The sequence below is a fragment of the Brachybacterium ginsengisoli genome (assembly GCF_002407065.1).
Lineage (GTDB): Bacteria > Actinomycetota > Actinomycetes > Actinomycetales > Dermabacteraceae > Brachybacterium > Brachybacterium ginsengisoli.
Genome location: NZ_CP023564.1, coordinates 3,368,102 through 3,386,635, shown reverse-complemented (window position 1 = coordinate 3,386,635; position 18,534 = coordinate 3,368,102). Strand labels below are relative to the sequence as shown.

Sequence of the window (18,534 nt, the reverse complement as noted above, 5' to 3'; positions counted from 1 at the left end):
CTGTCGGTGGGGCCGCCGGCCGGAGTGCGGGTGGATGCTCAGCGACCACCCCCTGGCGTCGAGGAGACGTCACCCCTGACGGAGATCTTCTCGGCGGAGGCGTCGGCCGCGGGGTCGGCGTCGGTCCCCGGATCCAGCAGCCCCAGTCCCAGCCCGGGCCCGCCCGTGAGGCGCAGCCAGGCGCCCTCCTGGACGTACCCGCCCCCGGGGACGTCGGAGGCGAACCAGGCCGGCGGGTCCAGATCGATCATCGTGATCGCCGGATGGGCGATCGCGAGATGCGCGGCGGCGGTGATCGAGATCCGCGGCTCCATCATCGAGCCGATCATGCACTCGATCCCCGCCTGCTGGGCGACGTCCGCGATCGCGAGCGCCCCGCGCAGCCCGCCGGTCTTGGCGAGCTTGATGTTCAGCAGATCGCAGGCCCCGGCGTCGACCAGGCGCCGGGCATCCTCGGCGGTCCACACCGCCTCGTCGGCCATGATCGGCACGTCCACCGCGGCGGTGACCCGGGCGAGGCCCTCGAGATTGGCGGCGGCGACGGGCTGCTCGACCAGGTCGATCGGGAGGGCGTCGGCCGTGAAGCCGGCGATGATCTCGATCGCCTGCTCGGGGTCCCAGCCCTGGTTGGCGTCCAGCCGCAGCCGGGCCCGGGGAGCGGCCTCGACCACCGCGGCCAGCCGCTCGCGGTCCAGGGAGATGTCGCGCCCCAGCTTGATCTTGAGGATCTCCTCCCCGGCGCGGACCGCCTCGTGCGCCCGGGCCGCCATCACCTCGGGCTCCTCGAGCGAGATCGTCATGTCGTTCATCAGCCCGTCGGCCACGCGGCCGCCGAGCAGCTCGACCAGGGGCCGGCCGGCCGCGCGGGCCCAGGCGTCGTGGAGGGCCACCTCGAGCGCGGCCTTCGCGCTGGTGGCTCCGTCGAGTGCTCCGGCGACCCGAGCCGAGAGGGCGACCACGGAGTCGGTGACGCCCTCCACCGCGCCCCGCAGCGGGCCGTCCAGCGCGGCGGCGATGCTGCTCGCGGACTCGCCGGTGACCGCGCGGGTCTCCGCCGCGGAGCCCTGGCCGCGCACGCCGCCCTCCAGCTCCACCTCCGCGACCACGTACTCGACCGCCTCGGTGCGCCGGGCGGCGGTGACGAAGGGGCGCAGCAGCGGGGCGCGATGGCGGTGCCAGCGCACCGCGACCACGTGCAGCGGGTTCGCTCCGGCGGCGAGGGTCTCGGCCCTGCTCTCGGCCCCGTTCACAGCGCCGACATGATCTGTGCGGAGGCGAGGCCCACGAAGGTGCCCATGAACGAGCCGATCAGCGCGAACAGCACGCCCACCGGGACCAGCTGCTTGTTGAAGGCCGCGGCGACCACGGGGGCGGAGGCGATGCCGCCCACGTTCGCGGTCGAGGCGACGGCCAGCGAGAACAGCTCGACCTTCGCGATCTTGGCGTACACCAGCATGATCGCGGCGTGGATCGCCAGCACGATCACGCCGATCACCAGGTACAGCGGCGCCTGCGTGAGCGCGGAGAAGTCGGAGCCGGAGGCGATCTGCCCGATGACCACGAACAGCATCAGCGTCGCGACCTCGCTCGTGCCCGCCGTGCCGCCCAGCGGCGTCACCGCCACCACCAGCCCGAGCACGGAGACGAACAGGATCGACCAGGTGGTGCCGTTGATGACCGCCCCGAACTCGGGCAGCAGCCCGCCGGCCCAGATCGAGGCCGTCGAGACCAGGATCGAGCCGAACACGGCGATGGACAGCGACGCGACGGTGATCGGCCGCTCCTGCTCGACGTGCTCGCCGGCGTGGGCGTCGAGGTAGGAGACGTCCGCCTTGGTCCAGCGGTTGAAGCGCGGGGAGATCGCCACGGAGGCGAACATCAGCATCAGCCACACCGAGTACATGATCGTGTCGGTGATCAGGGCGTAGCCGAAGATGTTCTCCGGCGCCTGCAGGATGTCCTGCACCGCGACCATGTTCGCGCTGCCGCCCGTCCAGGAGGCCAGCAGCGCCCCGAACACCTTCCACGCCTCAGGGTGCAGCGCGCTCTGGAACGCGGTGACCACCACGATCATCGCCACGAACAGCGAGGCGGAGGCGACGAACATCGTCAGCAGCAGCTTCGGGCCCAGCCGGATGATCTTGCGCAGGTCGCAGCCGAAGAGGAACAGGAAGATCATCGCCGGCAGCAGGACGTCCTTGACCTCGGCGATCGGGGCGCGGGTGGCCTCGTCGTGCCCGAAGACGCCGACGGTGTTCAGCCCCGCGCACAGCAGATACATGAAGACCATCCCGGGCACGAACCGGAACACCTTCCATCCGGTGGTGCGCTCGAGCACGATCAGCACGCACGACAGTCCGAGCAGGACGCCGAGCATGAGCAGGCCATCGGTGATCACAGAGGTCTCCTGGGAGGGGGAGGGACAGCACCGCCGCCCGGGAACAAAAAAATCGGAAGCACCGAGGACCGTCACCTGCGGGCAGGTGCGATCACGGTGCTTCCGACGGGATCCGGTGCGGTGAGGCACCGGGCGGGCGGCAGCAGGATTCGATTATGCGGGCGGAGCGGCCGAGAGATCGCGGTACTTCGCGGCGGCGTTGCGCACGGCGGTGGCAAGCGCCCTCTGCGAGGACCCGTGGTATCTCTCGGTGATCGTCCCGACCAGCGCGTCATCCTCGAGCAGCGACCGACCCACCAGGAGCTCGCGGACGAACTCGACGGTGAGCGTCAACGTGGCGGTGCAGTCCGCTGAGCGGATGACGTGGGTCTCAGTATCGACCACGAGCCCGATGAAGAAAAGCCCCCACTGCGTGGTGATCGGGTTGTTGGTCGGGGACTTCGCCTCGCCGGTGAGATAGATGGTGCCGGGCATGGGGAGAGTCTAGGCAGGTCGCACGGCGGCGGTGGTCGGTTCCCGCCCCGGCGGATCGGTACCATCGGGGCCGATGGCGCACCGGGAACGGACCCGGCGCGTCGGACCTTCCCCCGGACCGCCGTCGATCAAGGAGGATCACCGTGTCCAGCACCCCCGTCCCCGGCGCCGAGGCGGAGACCCCGCCGCCCGCCCACGTCGACCCCGCCCGGCAGCGCGACCACCGCCGCTGGACGCCGACGAAGATCGCGATCTGGTCGGTCATCGCGCTGCTCGGCGGCGCCGGCTGGTTCATGCTCGCCGTCTACCGCGGCGAGAGCGTCAACGCGATCTGGTTCGTGTTCGCCGCGGTCTGCTCGTACCTCATCGCGTACCGCTTCTACGGGAAGTTCATCGAGGACAAGCTCGTGCGGCCGAACGACCGCCGCGCCACCCCGGCCGAGTACGCGCACGACGGCAAGGACTTCGTCCCCACCGACCGCCGCATCCTCTTCGGCCACCACTTCGCCGCGATCGCCGGAGCCGGGCCCCTCGTCGGCCCCGTGATCGCCGCGCAGATGGGCTACCTGCCGGGCACGATCTGGATCGTGGTCGGCGTGATCCTCGCCGGCGCCGTCCAGGACTTCCTGGTGCTGGTGGTCTCCATGCGCCGCGGCGGCCGCTCGCTGGGCAAGATGGCCCGCGACGAGCTGGGCCTCGTGGGCGGCATCGCCGCGTTCATCGCGACCCTGTCGATCATGCTGATCATCGTCGCGATCCTCGCCATGGTGGTCGTCAACGCCCTCGGCGAGAGCGCCTGGGGCGTGTGGAGCGTGGGCCTGACCATCCCGATCGCGATCTTCATGGGCTTCTACCTGCGCTACCTCCGCCCCGGCAAGGTCTTCGAGGTCTCCGTGATCGGCTGCGCGCTGCTGCTGCTCGCGATCATCTCGGGTCGCTGGGTCGCCGAGAGCGGCTGGGGCGCCGAGCTCTTCCACATCGAACGGCCCTGGCTGGCGATCGCCATCATCGTCTACGGCTTCCTCGCCGCGGTGCTGCCGGTGTGGGTGCTGCTGGCCCCGCGCGACTACCTCTCGACCTTCATGAAGATCGGCACGATCGTGATGCTCGCGCTCGCGATCGTGGTGGTGCGCCCCGTCATCGAGTCCCCGGCGGTCAGCGAGTTCGCCTCCCGCACCGACGGGCCCGTGTTCACCGGCGCCCTGTTCCCCTTCCTCTTCGTGACCATCGCCTGCGGCGCCCTGTCCGGGTTCCACGCGATGATCTCCTCGGGCACCTCCCCGAAGCTCGTCGAGAAGGAGTCGCAGGCCCGCATGATCGGATACGGCGGCATGCTCATGGAGTCCTTCGTGGCGATCATGGCGCTGGTCGCGGCGGTCTCCATCGACCAGGGCATCTACTACGCGATGAACTCGTCGGCCGCCGCGACCGGCGGGACCGCCGAGGGCGCCGCGCAGTTCGTGAACTCCCTCGGGCTCACCGGGGTGCACGTCGACGCCGCGACGCTCGAGCAGACCGCGAAGGATGTGGGCGAGGAGTCGATCGTCTCGCGCACCGGCGGTGCCCCCACGCTCGCCGTGGGTCTCGCCGGGATCATGCACAAGCTGGTCGGCGGCGCGGGGATGATGGCGTTCTGGTACCACTTCGCCATCATGTTCGAGGCGCTGTTCATCCTCACCAGCGTCGACGCCGGCACCCGTGTGGCCCGCTTCATGCTCGCCGATCTGCTGGGCTCCGCGAACAAGCGGTTCCGCGACCCGTCCTGGCGGCTCGGCGCCTGGCTGACCACCGCGCTGATGGTCCTGGGATGGGGATCGATCCTCATGATGGGCGTGCTCGATCCGCTGGGCGGCATCAACACCCTGTTCCCGCTGTTCGGCATCGCGAACCAGCTGCTGGCGGCCGTGGCGCTGTCCATCTGCCTGGTGGTCTTCGCCCGCAAGGGCCACCGCTGGATCCTGCTCGCGATCGCCGTGCCGATGGTGTTCACCGCCGTGATCACCGTGTACGGCTCGTTCCTGAAGATCTTCTCCCCGGACCCGAAGGTGGGCTACTGGGCCAACCACCTCGCCTACCGCGATGCGCTCGCGGCGGGGGAGACCAGTCTGGGCCTGGCCACCACGGCGGAGGACATGCGCACCGTCGTGTTCAACACCGCCGTGCAGGGCTCGCTGTCGATCCTGTTCGTGGTGTGCGCGCTGATCGTCATGGTCGTCGCGATCTGGCGCACCGTGCAGGCGCTGCGCGGCCAGAACCTGCTGGACACCGAGGACCCGTTCATCGAGTCCGAGTACTTCGCCCCGGCCGGGATGGTGCCCACCCCGGCGGAGAAGGAGCTGCAGGGACGCTGGGGCGAGTACTTCACCCGACACCCGGAGAAGGACCTCGGCGGAGGGGGCCACCACTGATGGCGCCGGTGATCGAGGTGCTGAAGGAGGTGCGGCGGTTCGCGCGCGGCATCGTCGGCTCCGACGCCTACGACAAGTACCTCGCCCACCACCACGTGACCGGCTGCGCGCACGAACCGCTCAGCGAGCGCGAGTTCTGGCGCATGCGCTACGCCGAGCAGGACCGCGACCCCCGCGGCCGCTGCTGCTGAGGCCGGGCCGCCGCGGCTGCCGCCCGGCTGCCACGGCTGCCCAGGCTGCCCGAGTTCTGCGAGCTGAGGACCGATGCGCACACCGACATCGGTCCTCAGCTCGCAGAACTGGGTGCCGGGGCCGGTGGGGCCGGTGGGGCCGGTGGGTCAGGCGGAGGCGGCGAGGGCGTCGACGGCTCGGATCAGCCCCAGGTGGCTGAACGCCTGGGGGAAGTTCCCGGCCATGCGCCCGGCCCCGCCGTCGAACTCCTCGGCGAACAGGTGCAGATCGTTCCCGCAGGCCAGGAGGGTCTGCAGGAGCGCCTCCGCCTCGTCCCGCCGGCCGGAGGCGGCGTACTGCTCGACCAGCCAGAAGCAGCACACCAGGAAGGGATGCTCGTCCCCGGGCAGGCCGTCCTGCCCCTGGGTGCGGTAGCGCAGGATCAGACCGCCCTCGGTGAGCAGGTCCTGCTCGATGCGCGCGACGGTGGCGAGCATGTGCGGGTCATCGGCCGGCAGGAAGCCGGTGTGCGGGATCTGCAGCAGCGACGCATCGACCTCGGCGGATCCGTAGGTCTGGGTGAAGGCGCCGTCGGCACCCGTCCCCTGCTCGAGGACCTCCTCGCGCACCTGGTCGCGCAGCCGCTCCCAGCGGGAGATCTCCTCGGTCGAGGCGGGCAGGCCGTGCTCGCGCACCGCCCGTACCGCGCGGTCGAAGGTCGCCCACACCATCACCCGGCCGTGGGTGAAGAACGCCGGTTCCCCGCGCATCTCCCAGATGCCCTGGTCCGGGTCGTCGAGATGGTCCTCGGTGTAGCGGATCAGCGCCTTCTGCAGCGGCCAGGACCAGCGGGTCTCCTCGAGACCCGCGTCCCGCATGGCCGCCAGGGCGATCATCACCTCGCCCACCACATCGGCCTGGTACTGCCCGGCGGCGCCGTTGCCGATCCGCACCGGCGAGGAGCTCGCATACCCCGGCAGGTGCTCGAGCTCGCGCTCGGGCAGATTCCGGTCGCCGGTGATCGAATACATGATCTGCAGCCGCTCGGGGTCGCCGGCGATCGCCCGCAGCAGCCAGTCCCGCCAGCTCGCGGCCGCGTCCACGTGACCGTGGGCGAGCAGCGCCTCGAGCGAGAGTGCGGCGTCGCGCAGCCAGCAGAAGCGGTAGTCCCAGTTGCGCACTCCGCCGAAGTCCTCCGGCAGGCTCGTGGTGGGGGCGGCGACGATGCCGCCCGTGCGGCGATGGGTGAGCGCCTTGAGCACGAGCAGGGAGCGGGTGACCGGCTCGGTGTACTCCTCCTCGACCCGCACCGCTCCGAGCCAGTGGGACCACTCGGCGACCGTGGTCGCGAGCGCGGCCTCCACATCCGGTGCGGCAGGGACCGACTGCCAGGACGGGAACCAGGTGAGCACCCAGGCGGCGGTCTCCCCGGCGCGCAGAGGATGTCTCCCGTGATGCGCGCGATGCTTCCCCACCAGGGCGGGGCCGTGCAGGGCGATCCCGTCGCCGCCGGCGACGGCGATCAGCACGCCCTCGCCGCCCACGTCCTGGCCGCGGCGCACCCACGGCACCGCCTGCCCGTACTCGAAGCGGATCCTCAGCTCCTGGACCACCTCGACCTCTCCTTCGACGCACTCGACGGCGCGCACCAGGTCGGCGAGATCGTGGAGGTCGCCGGACAGCGAGGAGGCGCTGCCCGGACGCGAGCCGGCGGTCGCGGCGACCGGCTCGTCGACGGCGTCGGCGGTCCCGCTCGCCTCCGTGATCGGCATGAACTCCGTGATCACCGCCGTGCCGGTGGGGGAGCGCCAGGTCGTCTCGAGCACCATGGTGCCGGGGAGGTAGCGGCGCGAGAGTACCTCGCCGTCGGCGATCCGCAGCGACCAGTGCCCGTTCTCCTCGGTGCCGAGCAGGGAGCAGAGCAGCGCGTCGGAGTCGAAGCGCGGCAGGCACAGCCAGTCGATGTCTCCCTCCCGCGTCACGAGTGCAGAGGCGCGCTGGTCGGACAGCAGGGCGTGGTCTTCGATGAGTGCACCGGTCATGCTCCCAGTCCACCACGCGGACGCCCGCCCCGGACGCAGATCGACCGATCGCTCACCGTGCCGGTGGCCACCGAGCGCGCCGCACGACCGTGCGGTGGGAGAGCCGTCGCGGACTCGGCCGCGGTTCCGATCAGGAGGGGCCCGGCACGGGGTGGTGGGAGGCGATCGACAGACGGTTGTAGGTGTTCATCAGGATCGCGGCCCACTCCAGGACGGTGAACGCATCGTCCCCCAGCGCCTCGCGGGCCAGGATCAGATCGCGATCGCGCACCGAGGGGTCGGGCAGGAACGTGAGCGTCTCGCCGAGCAGGAGTGCGGCGCGCTCGACCTCGTCGAAGGAGGGGGAGTCCCTCCACACGGGAAGCTGTGCCAGCCGCTCCTGGGCGACGCCCGCCCTGAGCGCCTTGCGGGAATGCACATGGACGCAGTACGCGCAGCCGTTGAGCTGGGAGATGCGGAGAATCATGAGCTCCGTGGTGGACCGGGCGACCCCGGCCCGGCCCGCCGCGGTGCCGATGCCGGCGGCCACCTGCCCCAGCTGCTGCCAGGCGTCGGGATGGGAACGGTCCAGGAAGGGCAGCGAGCTCATGGCGGCCAGGATAGGCGGTCGGGCCCGGGGAGCGGGCCCGGTTCCCCGACCGACCGCACCGCCGCACCGTCGCACCGCCGCACTGCGGTGCTGCATTCCGTGCGCGCACGGCACCGACGTCACCGAGGAAATCGTCCCGGTGACCCGCCGACCAGGCCGCCTCGCGGCGACGAGGGCCCGGCGGAGGGGATCGCCACGGTCTACCGTGGCCCCATGAGCACCACGGAGCACACCACGGAGCACACGGCGGAGCCGATGACGGAGTCGACGACGGGGCGCCTCGCCGTCGACGTGCTCGTGATCGGCTGGGGCAAGGGCGGGAAGACGCTCGCCGCGACCCTCGCCGCCTCGGGCACCCGCGTCGCCCTGGTCGAGCAGTTCGACACCATGCACGGCGGGACCTGCATCAACATCGGCTGCGTGCCCACCAAGACCCTCGTCCACGACGCCGAGCAGCGCCGCGAGGACGACGACCCGCAGCAGTTCTGGGGGCGGGCCGTGGCCCGCCGGGACACCGTCGTGGGAGCGATGCGCGAGGTCAACCACGCGATGCTCGCCGATCTCGACACGGTCACGCTGATCGACGGCCGGGCGCGCTTCGTCGGGGAGCGGACGGTCGAGGTGGCCGGCGGGGAGGATCTGCTCGTGGTCACCGCGCCGGTGGTCGTGGTGAACACCGGCGCGGTCCCGGTGCGGCCGGACCTGCCCGGGGCGCACCTCCCGCGGGTCCACGACTCCACCTCGCTCCAGCACGTGAGCCCGTTCCCACGCAGCCTCGCGGTCATCGGCGCCGGGCCGATCGGGCTCGAGTTCGCCGCGATGTTCGCCGGGTACGGCGCGGAGGTCACCGTGCTGAACCGCCGGGAGCGCCTGCTGCCCGACGAGGACGACGAGGTCGCCGACGAGGTCGCCGCCGTGCTCGAGGGCGAGGGGATCGCGCTGTGGCACTCCGCCTCGGCGACGCGCATCGAGGAGGGGGCGACGGCCGCGAGCGTGATCGCGCAGGTGGGCGACGCCGAGCGACGGCTCGAGGTCGAGGCCGTGCTGCTCGCCACCGGGCGCCGTCCAGCGACGGACGGCCTGGGCCTCGAGGCTGCGGGCGTCGAGACCGACGAGCGCGGCGCGATCGTGGTCGATGATCGGCTGCGCACGAGCGCCGACGGGGTGTTCGCGATCGGCGACGTGCACGGCGGCGCCCAGCACACCTACCTCTCGCTCGACGACTTCCGCATCGTGCTCTCCCAGCTCACCGGCGACGGCGCGCGCAGCACCGCGGACCGGGTCGCGGTCCCGACCACGACCTTCCTCACCCCGCCGCTCGCGGCCGTCGGCCTCACCGAGGGGGAGGCGCTCGCCGAGGGGCGGGATGTGCTGGTCGCCGTCCAGAAGGTCGCGACCATCAAGGCGATGCCCCGTCCCAAGGCGGTCGGCGACCCGCGGGGGATCGTGAAGCTCGTGGTCGACGCGCGGACCGATCAGCTGCTCGGCGCGCGGCTCTTCCACGTCGACGCGCAGGAGGTCATCAACCTCCTCGCGCTCGCGATGCGCACCGGCACCACGGCCACGCAGCTGCGGGACGGGATCTGGACCCACCCCTCCTCGACCGAGGCGCTCAACGAGACGCTCGGGAAGCTCGCCCCGCCGGAGTGAGCCGCGGCCGGGCAGGCACCCCGGATCCGGGGGGAGGGGTGAGAGCGGGGGTCAGTCCTCGTCGGCCGACGGTGCCGCCGCGGGACCAGCGCCGGTGACGAACTCGCTCAGGTGCTGGGACAGCGCCAGGCGGCTCGGCTCGTGGCAGTACATCATGTGCCCCGCCTCGTAGTACTCGATGCGGATCCGCTCGGCGTAGTCCTCGCGCGGGATCGCCAGCTGGGCGAGCACGTGCTCGCTCGCATGGAAGGGCGTGGCCGCGTCGTGGTAGCCGTGGGAGACCAGCACCTTCGTGTGCGGGGACTTCCGCAGCACGCGGGACAGGTCCGAGGCGACCTCGACGGAGCGATTCTCGAAGTCCTTGTAGCTCCAGGGATGCACCCGGCCGGACATGATCTCGTAGACCACGTCGCTGGAGAACTCGAGCTCCCCGCGCAGGTACTGGTTGATGGTCGCCGTGTACGAGGGGGCGAGCTGGTCGATCGACGGATCGGTCTCCATCCGCGCCGAGTTCCCGTTCCCCGCCGGGGCGGAGAAGCGGCCGTCGATCCGGCCGGTGACCAGGCCGCGGTCCCGCTGCAGCTCGGCGAGGAAGGCCAGGTGCTCCACCCGCAGGTCCGCGCGCTCCACCCACTCCGGGTCCACGCCGATCAGGGCGCCGATCCGTGCGGCTGCCTCCTGCTTCTGCTCCGGGGCGAGCCGCAGCCCCGCCGCGAGCAGCGCCGGGTACTCCTGCTCGGCGAAGGCCTCGGCCTCGTCGACCACGTCCTGCAGCATCCGGTCCTCGTGCTTGCCGTGGGCGTGCGCGATCGCGGCGTAGGTGGGCAGGTAGTGGAGGTAGGGCCGGTCGTTGCCCGCGGAGAACACGATGCTGCCGAAGTCGAGCACGGGGGAGATCAGGGCGATCCCGGCCACGGCCACGTAGTAGCGGTCCATGAGGCGCGCGGCCACGGCGGAGGCGCGCGTGGTGCCGTAGGACTCGCCGGCCAGGAAGATCGGCGAGGTCCAGCGCTGATGGCGGGTCAGCCAGTCGATGACGAAGGCGGCGATGAGGTCGCGGTCCTCGGCCAGGCCGTGGTGGCGGGCCGGCTTCTGACCGGGCGCCGGGCGGGAGAAGCCGGTGGTCATCGCGTCGACCACCACGAGGTCCGCGTCCTTCAGGATCGTCTCGTGGTTGTCGAGCAGCTGGTGCGGGGGAGCGGCCGGTGCGCCCGCGTCCCCGGAGTCCACGCGGCGCGGACCCAGCAGGCCCAGGTGCAGCCACACCGTCGAGGCGCCCGGGCCGCCGTTGAAAGCGAACACCACCGGTCGCGCGGCGTCCCCGGAGCTGACCACGTAGGAGACGGAGAACAGCTCGGCGAAGGCGGCCCCGCGCCCGTACTCCTCGCCCTCGGGCTCCTCCTTCAGCACCACGGTGCCGGCGGTGGCCGTGTAGTCCAGCGGACCGTCCGGCAGGGAGAGCGAGTGGAGGGTGGTGACCAGGTGGTCCTCGGGCGTCGCGGCGGCCGACGGGTCGGAGGCCCGCCCGGAGTCGGCCTGTCCTGCGGCGGTGTCGGCGGTGCGGGGCTGCTCGGTCACGCGGGCTCCTTCGGATCGGTGGCGTCGGCACTGATGCTACGTGCCCCGGCGCGACGACGCCCCCGCTCCCTCTCGCGGCGGAGGGGAGCGGGGGCGTCGTCGATGCGGACGGCAGGCGGGCCCGTGGCCCGCCCGTGCCGCGGCCTCAGCCGGCCGGGGCGATGTCCTTGGGGGTCTCGGCCCCCTCCTCGTTGTCGCTCACGACGATGCGCAGCGGCTCGAGCTTCGTCCAGGCCACGAAGCCCAGCGCCACGACCACCATCACGATGCCGGCCCAGAGGTTGGCGTTGACGCCTCCGGTCTTGGCGGCCTCGGCGTCGTCGAAGCCGAACAGCCCGGCACCCACCAGCAGCAGGCCGAAGAGCCCGATCAGCGAGCCGATGAAGATGCGGATGTCGAAGGCGCCGACGGTCTCGACGTGCGCGCCCTCGGTCGCGGAGTCGCTGGATTCCTTGTGTGCATTCATGGTGTCTCTCCTTCGTCGGCTCACGCGAAGATGATGTTCAGGATGATGACCATGACGAGCGCGATGCCCGCCATGGGGGCCGGGCGCCGCCAGAACGGGAGGTCCTTCTCGTCCTGGTCGACGAGGTCGGCCCGCGGTGTCTCGGAGTACACCAGGCCCTTCAGCTCATGGGCGGGCTTCGGCGCCGTCACCTGCGTGACCACGACGGAGACCACGATGTCGACCACGAAGGCGGTCGCGGCGCTCACGAAGGCGAGGCCCTGGCCCGGCAGCTCGAAGGCGCCGAAGAAGGTCGAGGAGGACCACAGCGCCACGGCGGCCAGGGTGCCGGAGACGAGGCCGGTCCAGCCGGCGGTCGGGGTCATCCGCTTCCAGAACATGCCGAGGATGAAGGTCGCGAACAGCGGGGCGTTGAAGAACCCGAACAGGGTCTGCAGGTAGTCCATCAGGTTCGAGAACTGCCCGGCGATCAGCGCGGTGAAGATGGCGATCACGCAGGCCGCCGCGGTCGCGATGCGGCCGACGTTGGTGTAGTGGCCGTCCGGCGCGTCCTTCTTCACGTACTGCTGGTACAGGTCGTAGCTGATCACCGTGTTGAACGCGGAGATGTTCGCGGCCATGCCGGCCATGAACGCGGCCAGCAGGCCGGCGATCGCGACGCCCAGCAGGCCGTTGGGGAGCACGTCCCGCATGAGCAGCAGGAGCGCGTCGTTGTAGGTCACGCCGGTGGCGGCGGCGCCGGCGGCGTCCCCGCCCACGTCGAGCTGCTTGAACTCGGTGAGCTCGCCGACCAGGATCGCGGCGATCATGCCGGGGATGATCACGATGAAGGGGATGAACATCTTCGGGAAGGCGCCGATGATCGGGGTCATCCGGGCGGCGGTGATGGACTTGCTGGCCATCGCGCGCTGGACCTCCACGAAGTTCGTGGTCCAGTAGCCGAAGGAGAGCACGAAGCCGAGGCCGAACACGATGCCGATCACGGACAGCAGCGGGCTGTCGAAGCCGGAGAGCGCCTGGCCGGGCCAGGTGTGCAGCTGCTCCTCGCCGAGCATCCCGTCACCGGAGACCTTCTCGGTCAGGCCCTTCCAGCCGCCCACGCGGTGCAGGCCGATGAGGGTCAGCGGCAGCAGGGCCGCGACGATCACGAAGAACTGCAGCACCTCGTTGTAGATCGCGGCGGTGAGGCCGCCGAGGGAGATGTAGAAGAGCACGAACGCGGCGGCGACCACGAGGCCCACCCACTGGGGCCAGCCCAGCAGACGGTTCACGATCGTGGCCAGCAGGTAGAGGTTGACGCCGGCGATCAGCAGCTGCGCGACCGCGAAGCTGATGGCGTTGACCAGGTGCGCGCCCCTGCCGAAGCGCATCCGCATGAACTCGGGGACCGAGCGGACCTTCGAGCCGTAGTAGAAGGGCATCATCACCACGCCCAGGAAGAGCATCGCCGGGACGGCGCCCACCCAGAAGTAGTGCATCGTCGGCATGCCGAACTCGGCGCCGGTGGCGGACATGCCCATGATCTCGACCGCACCGAGGTTGGCGGAGATGAAGGCGAGGCCGGTGACCCAGGCGGGCAGGGAGCGGCCGGAGAGGAAGAATTCGATGGAGTTGGAGACGCCGCGCTTGGCGTACCAGCCCACACCGAGGACGAACAGGAAGTACAACGCGATGATCGCGTAGTCGATCCACTGGGCGTCGAGTCGGAGGTCGACCATGAGGAAGTTCCTTGGGACGAGGGACGGGGAGGTCGGGGTCGCGGGCTCGGAGGAGGGGGCGACGGCGGGGGCGTCAGCATGTGACGTCGGGCGCTGAGGCTACACCTGTACGACACCTGCCGGGCAGGGGTGCGGGGGCTGCCCCGTGGTGAGGCGGAGAGAGCGGGACGGACCTCACACGGAGCGCCTGGTCCGGAGCGCCGGCGGTGTCGGCACGGCGGCAAGGGCATTCGACCTGGTGGTCGGCCCGTCGAGGGGAGCGGGGCCGATCTCCTGCAAGGAGCCAGCACCGCGCGGGCCGTCCGGAGGTCTCGAATAGTGAACGTTCACGAATCTGTGCGTGGATGGGGGTTCGTCAGCGGTTAGGCTCGATGGGCACTCGACGAGGAGCACTGATGAGGAGAGCGATGAAGCCACGACTGTCACGGAGATCTGCGCTGGTGGGGGGAGGTGCGGCACTGGCCGCCGGGCTCGCCGCATGCGCCCCGCCCAACTCGGGCGAGGTCAACGCCGCGCCGACCATCCCGGCGGCCGACGGCAAGGTCCACCTCACGTACTGGGCCTGGCTCAAGGACCTCCAGAAGGTCTGCGACGTCTTCAACGCCTCGCAGGACCGCATCCACGTCGACGCGACCTGGATCCCCGGCGGGAACTCCGGCGGCTACGCGAAGATCCTCTCCGCCATCGCTGCCGGCGGCGGCCCGGACATCGCCCAGGTGGAGCTGCGTCAGATCCCCGAGTTCGCGCTCGCCGGCGCGATCGTGAACCTCTCCCGCTACGGCTTCGACGAGCAGGCCCCGAAGTTCGACCCGGGCGCTCTGACCCAGGCGCAGGTCGGCGACACCCTCTGGGGCGTCCCCCAGGACACCGGCCCCGTGGCCACCTTCTACAACCGTGAGGTGCTCGAGGGCGAGCTGGGCCTCGCCGCCCCCACGACCTGGGAGGAGTTCCGCGAGACCGCGGGCGCCGTCTCCGAGGCCGGCAAGAGCCTGATCAGCCTGGACCCCTCCGACGGCTCCCACCCGATCGCCTGGGCGATGCAGTCCGGCGCGGTCTGGTTCCGCCCCGAGGGCGACGGCTGGATCGTCGACATGACCGGCGAGGCCTCGATGCGCGTCGCCGAGTTCTGGGACGGCATCTTCGCCGACAAGCTCGTGGGCACCGGCTACGGGTCCTTCACCACCCCCTGGTACGCGGCGGCGGCCGACGGCAAGGTGCTCGCCTCCATCAGCGGCTCGTGGTCCGACGCGCTGGCGAAGACCGTGCCCGACGGCTCGGGCAAGTGGGCGGTCGCCCCGATGCCCACCTGGCCCGACGGCTACGCCTCCGGCGGCCACGGCGGCTCCTCCGCCGCGGTCGCCTCGAACAGCAAGCACCCGGCCGAGGCGATCGAGTTCCTCACCTGGATGTGCACCGACCCCGCCGGGATCGACGCGATGATCGAGAACTCCGGCATCGGCTGGTCGCCGGCGAAGGACTACATCGGCGAGGTCCGCAAGCAGCCCGACGACTTCTTCTCGGGCCAGAACTACAACGAAGAGGTCATCGTCCCGATGGCCGAGGGCCAGAACCTCGACTGGACCTGGGCGCCGCTGATGCAGCGTGTCCAGGCCATCGTCGGCGACGGCATGACCACCGCGGTCACCGGCGAGGTGCCGCTGGCCGACCTGTTCGCCGACGCGCAGATCGAGATCGTCGAGATCATGCGCACCATCGGCCTGAACGCGGAGGAGGCACGATGAGATCGAGAACCGCCCCCTGGGTGCTGCTGGCACCCTTCCTGGTGCTCTTCATCGGCACCATGATCGTCCCGATCATCATGGCGATCGGCTACAGCTTCACCCGCGTGGAGCGCTCGGGACTGCTCGGCGAGGCCGGCATCAGGAGCGTCTTCGCCGGGTTCGACAACTACATCGCCGCGCTGACCAACGTGAACTTCCTCCAGGCGATCGGGCGCATGATCCTGTTCGGCGCCGTGCAGGTCACCGTGATGATCGTGGCCGCCACGGTCCTCGCGCTGCTGCTCGAGAGCGCCTCGGCGAGGTGGCCCGGCTTCTTCCGCGCCGCCTACTTCCTGCCCTACGGCATCCCCGGCGTGATCGCCACGATCCTGTGGTCCTTCCTCTACATCCCGGGCCTCTCGCCGATCGTGGACGTGCTCGGAGCGATCGGGCTCGACGTCGACTTCCTCGGCCCGAACATGGTGCTGTGGTCCATCGCGAACATCGTGACCTGGACCTACACGGGCTACAACATGCTCATCATCATCGCGCAGCTGAAGTCGATCCCCGGTGAGCTCTACGAGGCCGCCAAGCTCGACGGCGCCAGCTCGCTGCGCGTCGCGCTCGCGATCCAGCTGCCGCTGATCCGCCCGGCCCTGATGCTCACGGTGATCTTCTCGATCATCGGCACCCTGCAGCTGTTCGCCGAGCCGCGGCTGCTGCAGACCATGAGCGCAGGCATCACCTCGGAGTACACCCCGAACATGTCCGCCTACGCCTTCGCGTTCCAGTACAACGACATCGGCATGGCCGCGGCGCAGTCCGTGATCATCGCGGTCGCCGCCTTCCTGCTCTCGGCCATCGCGCTGGGGGTCTCCAACTGGACGGAGAAGCGCCGATGAGCACCGCCGACGCCACCACCACCGCACGCCGCAGCAAGCCCCTGGGGAACGCCGCCCGGGCCGCTCGCGGAGACGGCCCCTCCGGGCGCCGCGACGCCGGTCGCAAGCCCACCACGACGATCATCGTCACCGCGATCCTCGCGATCGTGGCGATCTACTTCCTGGTGCCCGTGTACTGGGTGGTCGTCAACGCCACCAAGTCCACCGAGGAGCTCTTCGGCTCCAGCGGCTTCTGGTTCGGCGAGAACTTCCAGCTGTTCGAGAACCTCAAGGCCGTCCTCACGGCCAACGGCGGCATCTTCCCCCGCTGGGGCCTGAACTCCCTGCTGTACTCGGGGGTCGGCTCCGTGCTGGCCACGTACTTCTCGGTCGCCGCGGGCTACGCGCTGGCCAAGTACCGCTTCGCGGGCCGGAGGATCGTCTACGGCCTGGTGCTCGGCGGCGTGCTGGTCCCCGGTACCGCCGTCGCGCTGCCGCTGTTCTTCCTGTTCAGCTCGATCGGGATCACCAACACCTACTGGTCGGTGCTGATCCCCTCGCTGGTGAGTCCCTTCGGGCTCTTCCTCGCCTCGATCTACGCGAGCGCCGCGGTGCCCGACGAGATGCTCGAGGCCGGTCGTCTGGACGGGGTCGGCGAGCTGGGGCTGTTCCACCGCCTCTCGCTGCCGCAGCTGGTCCCGGCGATCGTGACGATCCTGCTGTTCCAGTTCGTCGCGATCTGGAACAACTACATGCTCCCGCTGGTCATGCTGGCCGACGAGAAGCTGTACCCGATCACGCTGGGCCTGGACAACTGGAGGGCCCAGACGGATCGACTGCCGGAGTTCTACCAGCTCACCGTCGGCGGCGCGCTGCTGTCGGTGATCCCGCTGGCGATCCTCATCCTGGTGCTGCAGCGCTTCTGGCGCGGCGGTCTCACGGAGGGCTCGATCAAGGGCTGACCTCTCGGAGCAGGTCCCTCGGGGCCTGGTCCGACATCGGATCGGGATCCGGCGCTGCTTGCGCCGGGTCCCGATTCCGCATTCCATGGAGCCATGAGCCCGCTGACCCCGCCCCGCCGGCCCGCACCGCTCCGCCGCCGGTCGCTGCTCGCCGCGGGAGCGCTGACGCCCCCGGTCCTGCTGGGCCTCGCGGCCTGCGGAGCGGACGACGGGGGCGGCGAGGCCCCGGATCTCCTGGCCGAGGTGCCGCGCGAGAAGCCGGGCGCTCCCCAGGACGCCGGCCCGGCGGTCGTCCCCTTCACCGCGAGGATCCTCGGGGCGATCGACCGCGGCGAGGTCAACGCCGTCTGCTCGCCGCTGTCCGTGCAGGTCGCGCTCACCATGATCGGGATGGGCGCCTCCGGGGACACTCGCGCGCAGATGGAGGAGGTCCTCGGGGCGCCGATGGAGGATCTCGCCGCGAGCGCGAACACCCTCTCGCAGGTGCTGGCGACCGTCGGCGATGAGCAGCGCGAGGCCGACGAGGAGGACGGCCCGGAGCCCTCCCGCGCCTCGCTCGTGAACGCGACCTGGCTCCAGGAGGGCCTCTCCGTCGAGGACTCCTTCCTCGAGGATCTCTCGGCGTGGTTCGGCAGCGGCGTGTTCGAGGCGGACTTCCGTGAGACCGGGCCCCGTGAGAAGGCGCGCGAGCGCATCAACGACTGGGTCGCGGACTCCACCGCGGACCTCATCGAGGAGCTCGTCCCCGAGGGGGCGCTCGGCGCCGCGACCCGCCTCGTGCTGGTCAACGCCCTGCACCTCAAGGCGGCGTGGCCCTCGCCCCTGACCACCTCCGGCGGCCGCTTCACCACCTCCGCCGACGAGGAGGTCGGCGCCGAGATGCTCAGCGGGGACGCGAAGGGCTGGTACGAGGACGAGCTGTGCCGTGCCACCGCGCTCCCCACCGCCGGCGGGGAGCTCGCGCTCGCCCTGATCCAGCCCGTCGAGGATGTCGCGAGCGTGCTCGAGGCCTGGAGCTCCTCCGCGACCGACAGCGGGACCGGGCTCGGCGCGCTGCTGTCCGGGCTGGAGGAGAGCGTCCCGGCCCGGCTCACGCTGCCCCGGTTCGACATCGACGGGGAGGCCTCCCTCACCGGCACCCTCCAGGAGCTCGGCATGGTCGACGCCTTCTCCGGGGACGCCGACTTCTCCGGCGTCACCTCCGAGGCGGACCTCGCGATCACCGACGTGCTGCACAAGGCCGTCATCACAGTCGACGAGGAGGGCATGGAGGCCGCGGCGGCGACCGCCGTGATGGTCGGGGAGACCGCCGCGCCGGCCGAGCCGAAGGAGCTCGTACTCGAGTCGCCGTTCCTCTACGTCGCCTACGAGCGCTCCACCCTCGCACCGCTCGTCACCGGCTGGATCGGGGATCCGACGCAGACCCGCTGAGGGCGGTCCGTCGGCCGCCGTCGGACCATGGGCCGCCGACGGAAC

At 70.9% G+C, this 18,534-nt stretch carries 15 protein-coding genes; 7 read left to right on the top strand and 8 right to left on the bottom strand.

Going from position 1 to position 18,534, the window contains the following annotated elements:
- Nucleotides 1-38: 38 nt before the first annotated feature.
- From CFK41_RS15200 to CFK41_RS15190, 3 genes are all read right to left on the bottom strand, one after another.
- Nucleotides 39-1,250, bottom strand: coding sequence for a dipeptide epimerase (locus tag CFK41_RS15200; protein WP_096800433.1), 1,212 nt, complete (start codon nt 1,248-1,250; stop codon nt 39-41).
- The gene (locus tag CFK41_RS15195) at nt 1,247-2,398 is read right to left on the bottom strand and encodes a DUF819 family protein (RefSeq protein WP_096800432.1); all 1,152 of its coding nucleotides are present in this window, start codon (nt 2,396-2,398) and stop codon (nt 1,247-1,249) included. The genes CFK41_RS15200 and CFK41_RS15195 overlap by 4 nt, the downstream gene beginning before the upstream one ends.
- Nucleotides 2,399-2,551: 153 nt before the next feature.
- Complete coding sequence (locus tag CFK41_RS15190) at nt 2,552-2,872, bottom strand: DUF3870 domain-containing protein (protein WP_096800431.1); 321 nt, start codon at nt 2,870-2,872, stop codon at nt 2,552-2,554.
- A gap of 137 nt (nt 2,873-3,009) precedes the next feature.
- Between CFK41_RS15190 and CFK41_RS15185 the strand changes: the two genes are divergently transcribed.
- Together CFK41_RS15185 and CFK41_RS15180 are read left to right on the top strand one after the other, a co-directional pair.
- A complete protein-coding gene (locus CFK41_RS15185) occupies nt 3,010-5,280 on the top strand; it encodes a carbon starvation CstA family protein (protein ID WP_407641152.1) in 2,271 nt (756 codons plus the stop codon).
- On the top strand, nt 5,280-5,471 hold the full coding sequence (locus CFK41_RS15180; RefSeq protein ID WP_096800430.1) for a YbdD/YjiX family protein: 192 nt from the start codon (nt 5,280-5,282) through the stop codon (nt 5,469-5,471). The genes CFK41_RS15185 and CFK41_RS15180 overlap by 1 nt, the downstream gene beginning before the upstream one ends.
- Nucleotides 5,472-5,618: 147 nt before the next feature.
- Here the strand turns inward: CFK41_RS15180 and CFK41_RS15175 are convergent, their stop codons facing one another.
- Together CFK41_RS15175 and CFK41_RS15170 are read right to left on the bottom strand one after the other, a co-directional pair.
- On the bottom strand, nt 5,619-7,532 hold the full coding sequence (locus CFK41_RS15175) for a glycoside hydrolase family 15 protein (RefSeq protein ID WP_227873303.1): 1,914 nt from the start codon (nt 7,530-7,532) through the stop codon (nt 5,619-5,621).
- A 91-nt stretch (nt 7,533-7,623) separates the two neighbouring features.
- A complete protein-coding gene (locus tag CFK41_RS15170; protein WP_169928838.1) occupies nt 7,624-8,082 on the bottom strand; it encodes a carboxymuconolactone decarboxylase family protein in 459 nt (152 codons plus the stop codon).
- A gap of 213 nt (nt 8,083-8,295) precedes the next feature.
- Between CFK41_RS15170 and CFK41_RS15165 the strand changes: the two genes are divergently transcribed.
- Complete coding sequence (locus tag CFK41_RS15165; RefSeq protein WP_407641123.1) at nt 8,296-9,732, top strand: FAD-dependent oxidoreductase; 1,437 nt, start codon at nt 8,296-8,298, stop codon at nt 9,730-9,732.
- 51 nt (nt 9,733-9,783) lie between these two features.
- On the opposite strand, the gene CFK41_RS15160 is transcribed toward CFK41_RS15165, so the two are convergent.
- The 3 genes from CFK41_RS15160 to CFK41_RS15150 all read right to left on the bottom strand — a co-directional run bounded on the left by CFK41_RS15160 (nt 9,784) and on the right by CFK41_RS15150 (nt 13,494).
- The gene (locus CFK41_RS15160; protein ID WP_096800427.1) at nt 9,784-11,310 is read right to left on the bottom strand and encodes a S10 family peptidase; all 1,527 of its coding nucleotides are present in this window, start codon (nt 11,308-11,310) and stop codon (nt 9,784-9,786) included.
- Between the two features lie 145 nt (nt 11,311-11,455).
- The gene (locus CFK41_RS15155; protein ID WP_096800426.1) at nt 11,456-11,776 is read right to left on the bottom strand and encodes a hypothetical protein; all 321 of its coding nucleotides are present in this window, start codon (nt 11,774-11,776) and stop codon (nt 11,456-11,458) included.
- 20 nt (nt 11,777-11,796) lie between these two features.
- Complete coding sequence (locus CFK41_RS15150) at nt 11,797-13,494, bottom strand: sodium:solute symporter family protein (protein WP_096800425.1); 1,698 nt, start codon at nt 13,492-13,494, stop codon at nt 11,797-11,799.
- A gap of 407 nt (nt 13,495-13,901) precedes the next feature.
- On the opposite strand from CFK41_RS15150, the gene CFK41_RS15145 reads away from it, so the two are divergent.
- The 4 genes from CFK41_RS15145 (at nt 13,902) to CFK41_RS15130 (ending at nt 18,489) form a co-directional block, all read left to right on the top strand.
- Nucleotides 13,902-15,236, top strand: coding sequence for an ABC transporter substrate-binding protein (locus CFK41_RS15145; RefSeq protein ID WP_096800424.1), 1,335 nt, complete (start codon nt 13,902-13,904; stop codon nt 15,234-15,236).
- On the top strand, nt 15,233-16,117 hold the full coding sequence (locus tag CFK41_RS15140; RefSeq protein WP_096800423.1) for a carbohydrate ABC transporter permease: 885 nt from the start codon (nt 15,233-15,235) through the stop codon (nt 16,115-16,117). Before CFK41_RS15145 ends, CFK41_RS15140 begins: the two co-directional genes overlap by 4 nt.
- Nucleotides 16,114-17,058: a carbohydrate ABC transporter permease gene (locus CFK41_RS15135; RefSeq protein WP_096800422.1), complete on the top strand. Its 945-nt coding sequence runs from the start codon at nt 16,114-16,116 to the stop codon at nt 17,056-17,058. Before CFK41_RS15140 ends, CFK41_RS15135 begins: the two co-directional genes overlap by 4 nt.
- Nucleotides 17,059-17,151: 93 nt before the next feature.
- On the top strand, nt 17,152-18,489 hold the full coding sequence (locus CFK41_RS15130) for a serpin family protein (RefSeq protein ID WP_096800421.1): 1,338 nt from the start codon (nt 17,152-17,154) through the stop codon (nt 18,487-18,489).
- Nucleotides 18,490-18,534: the final 45 nt, after the last annotated feature.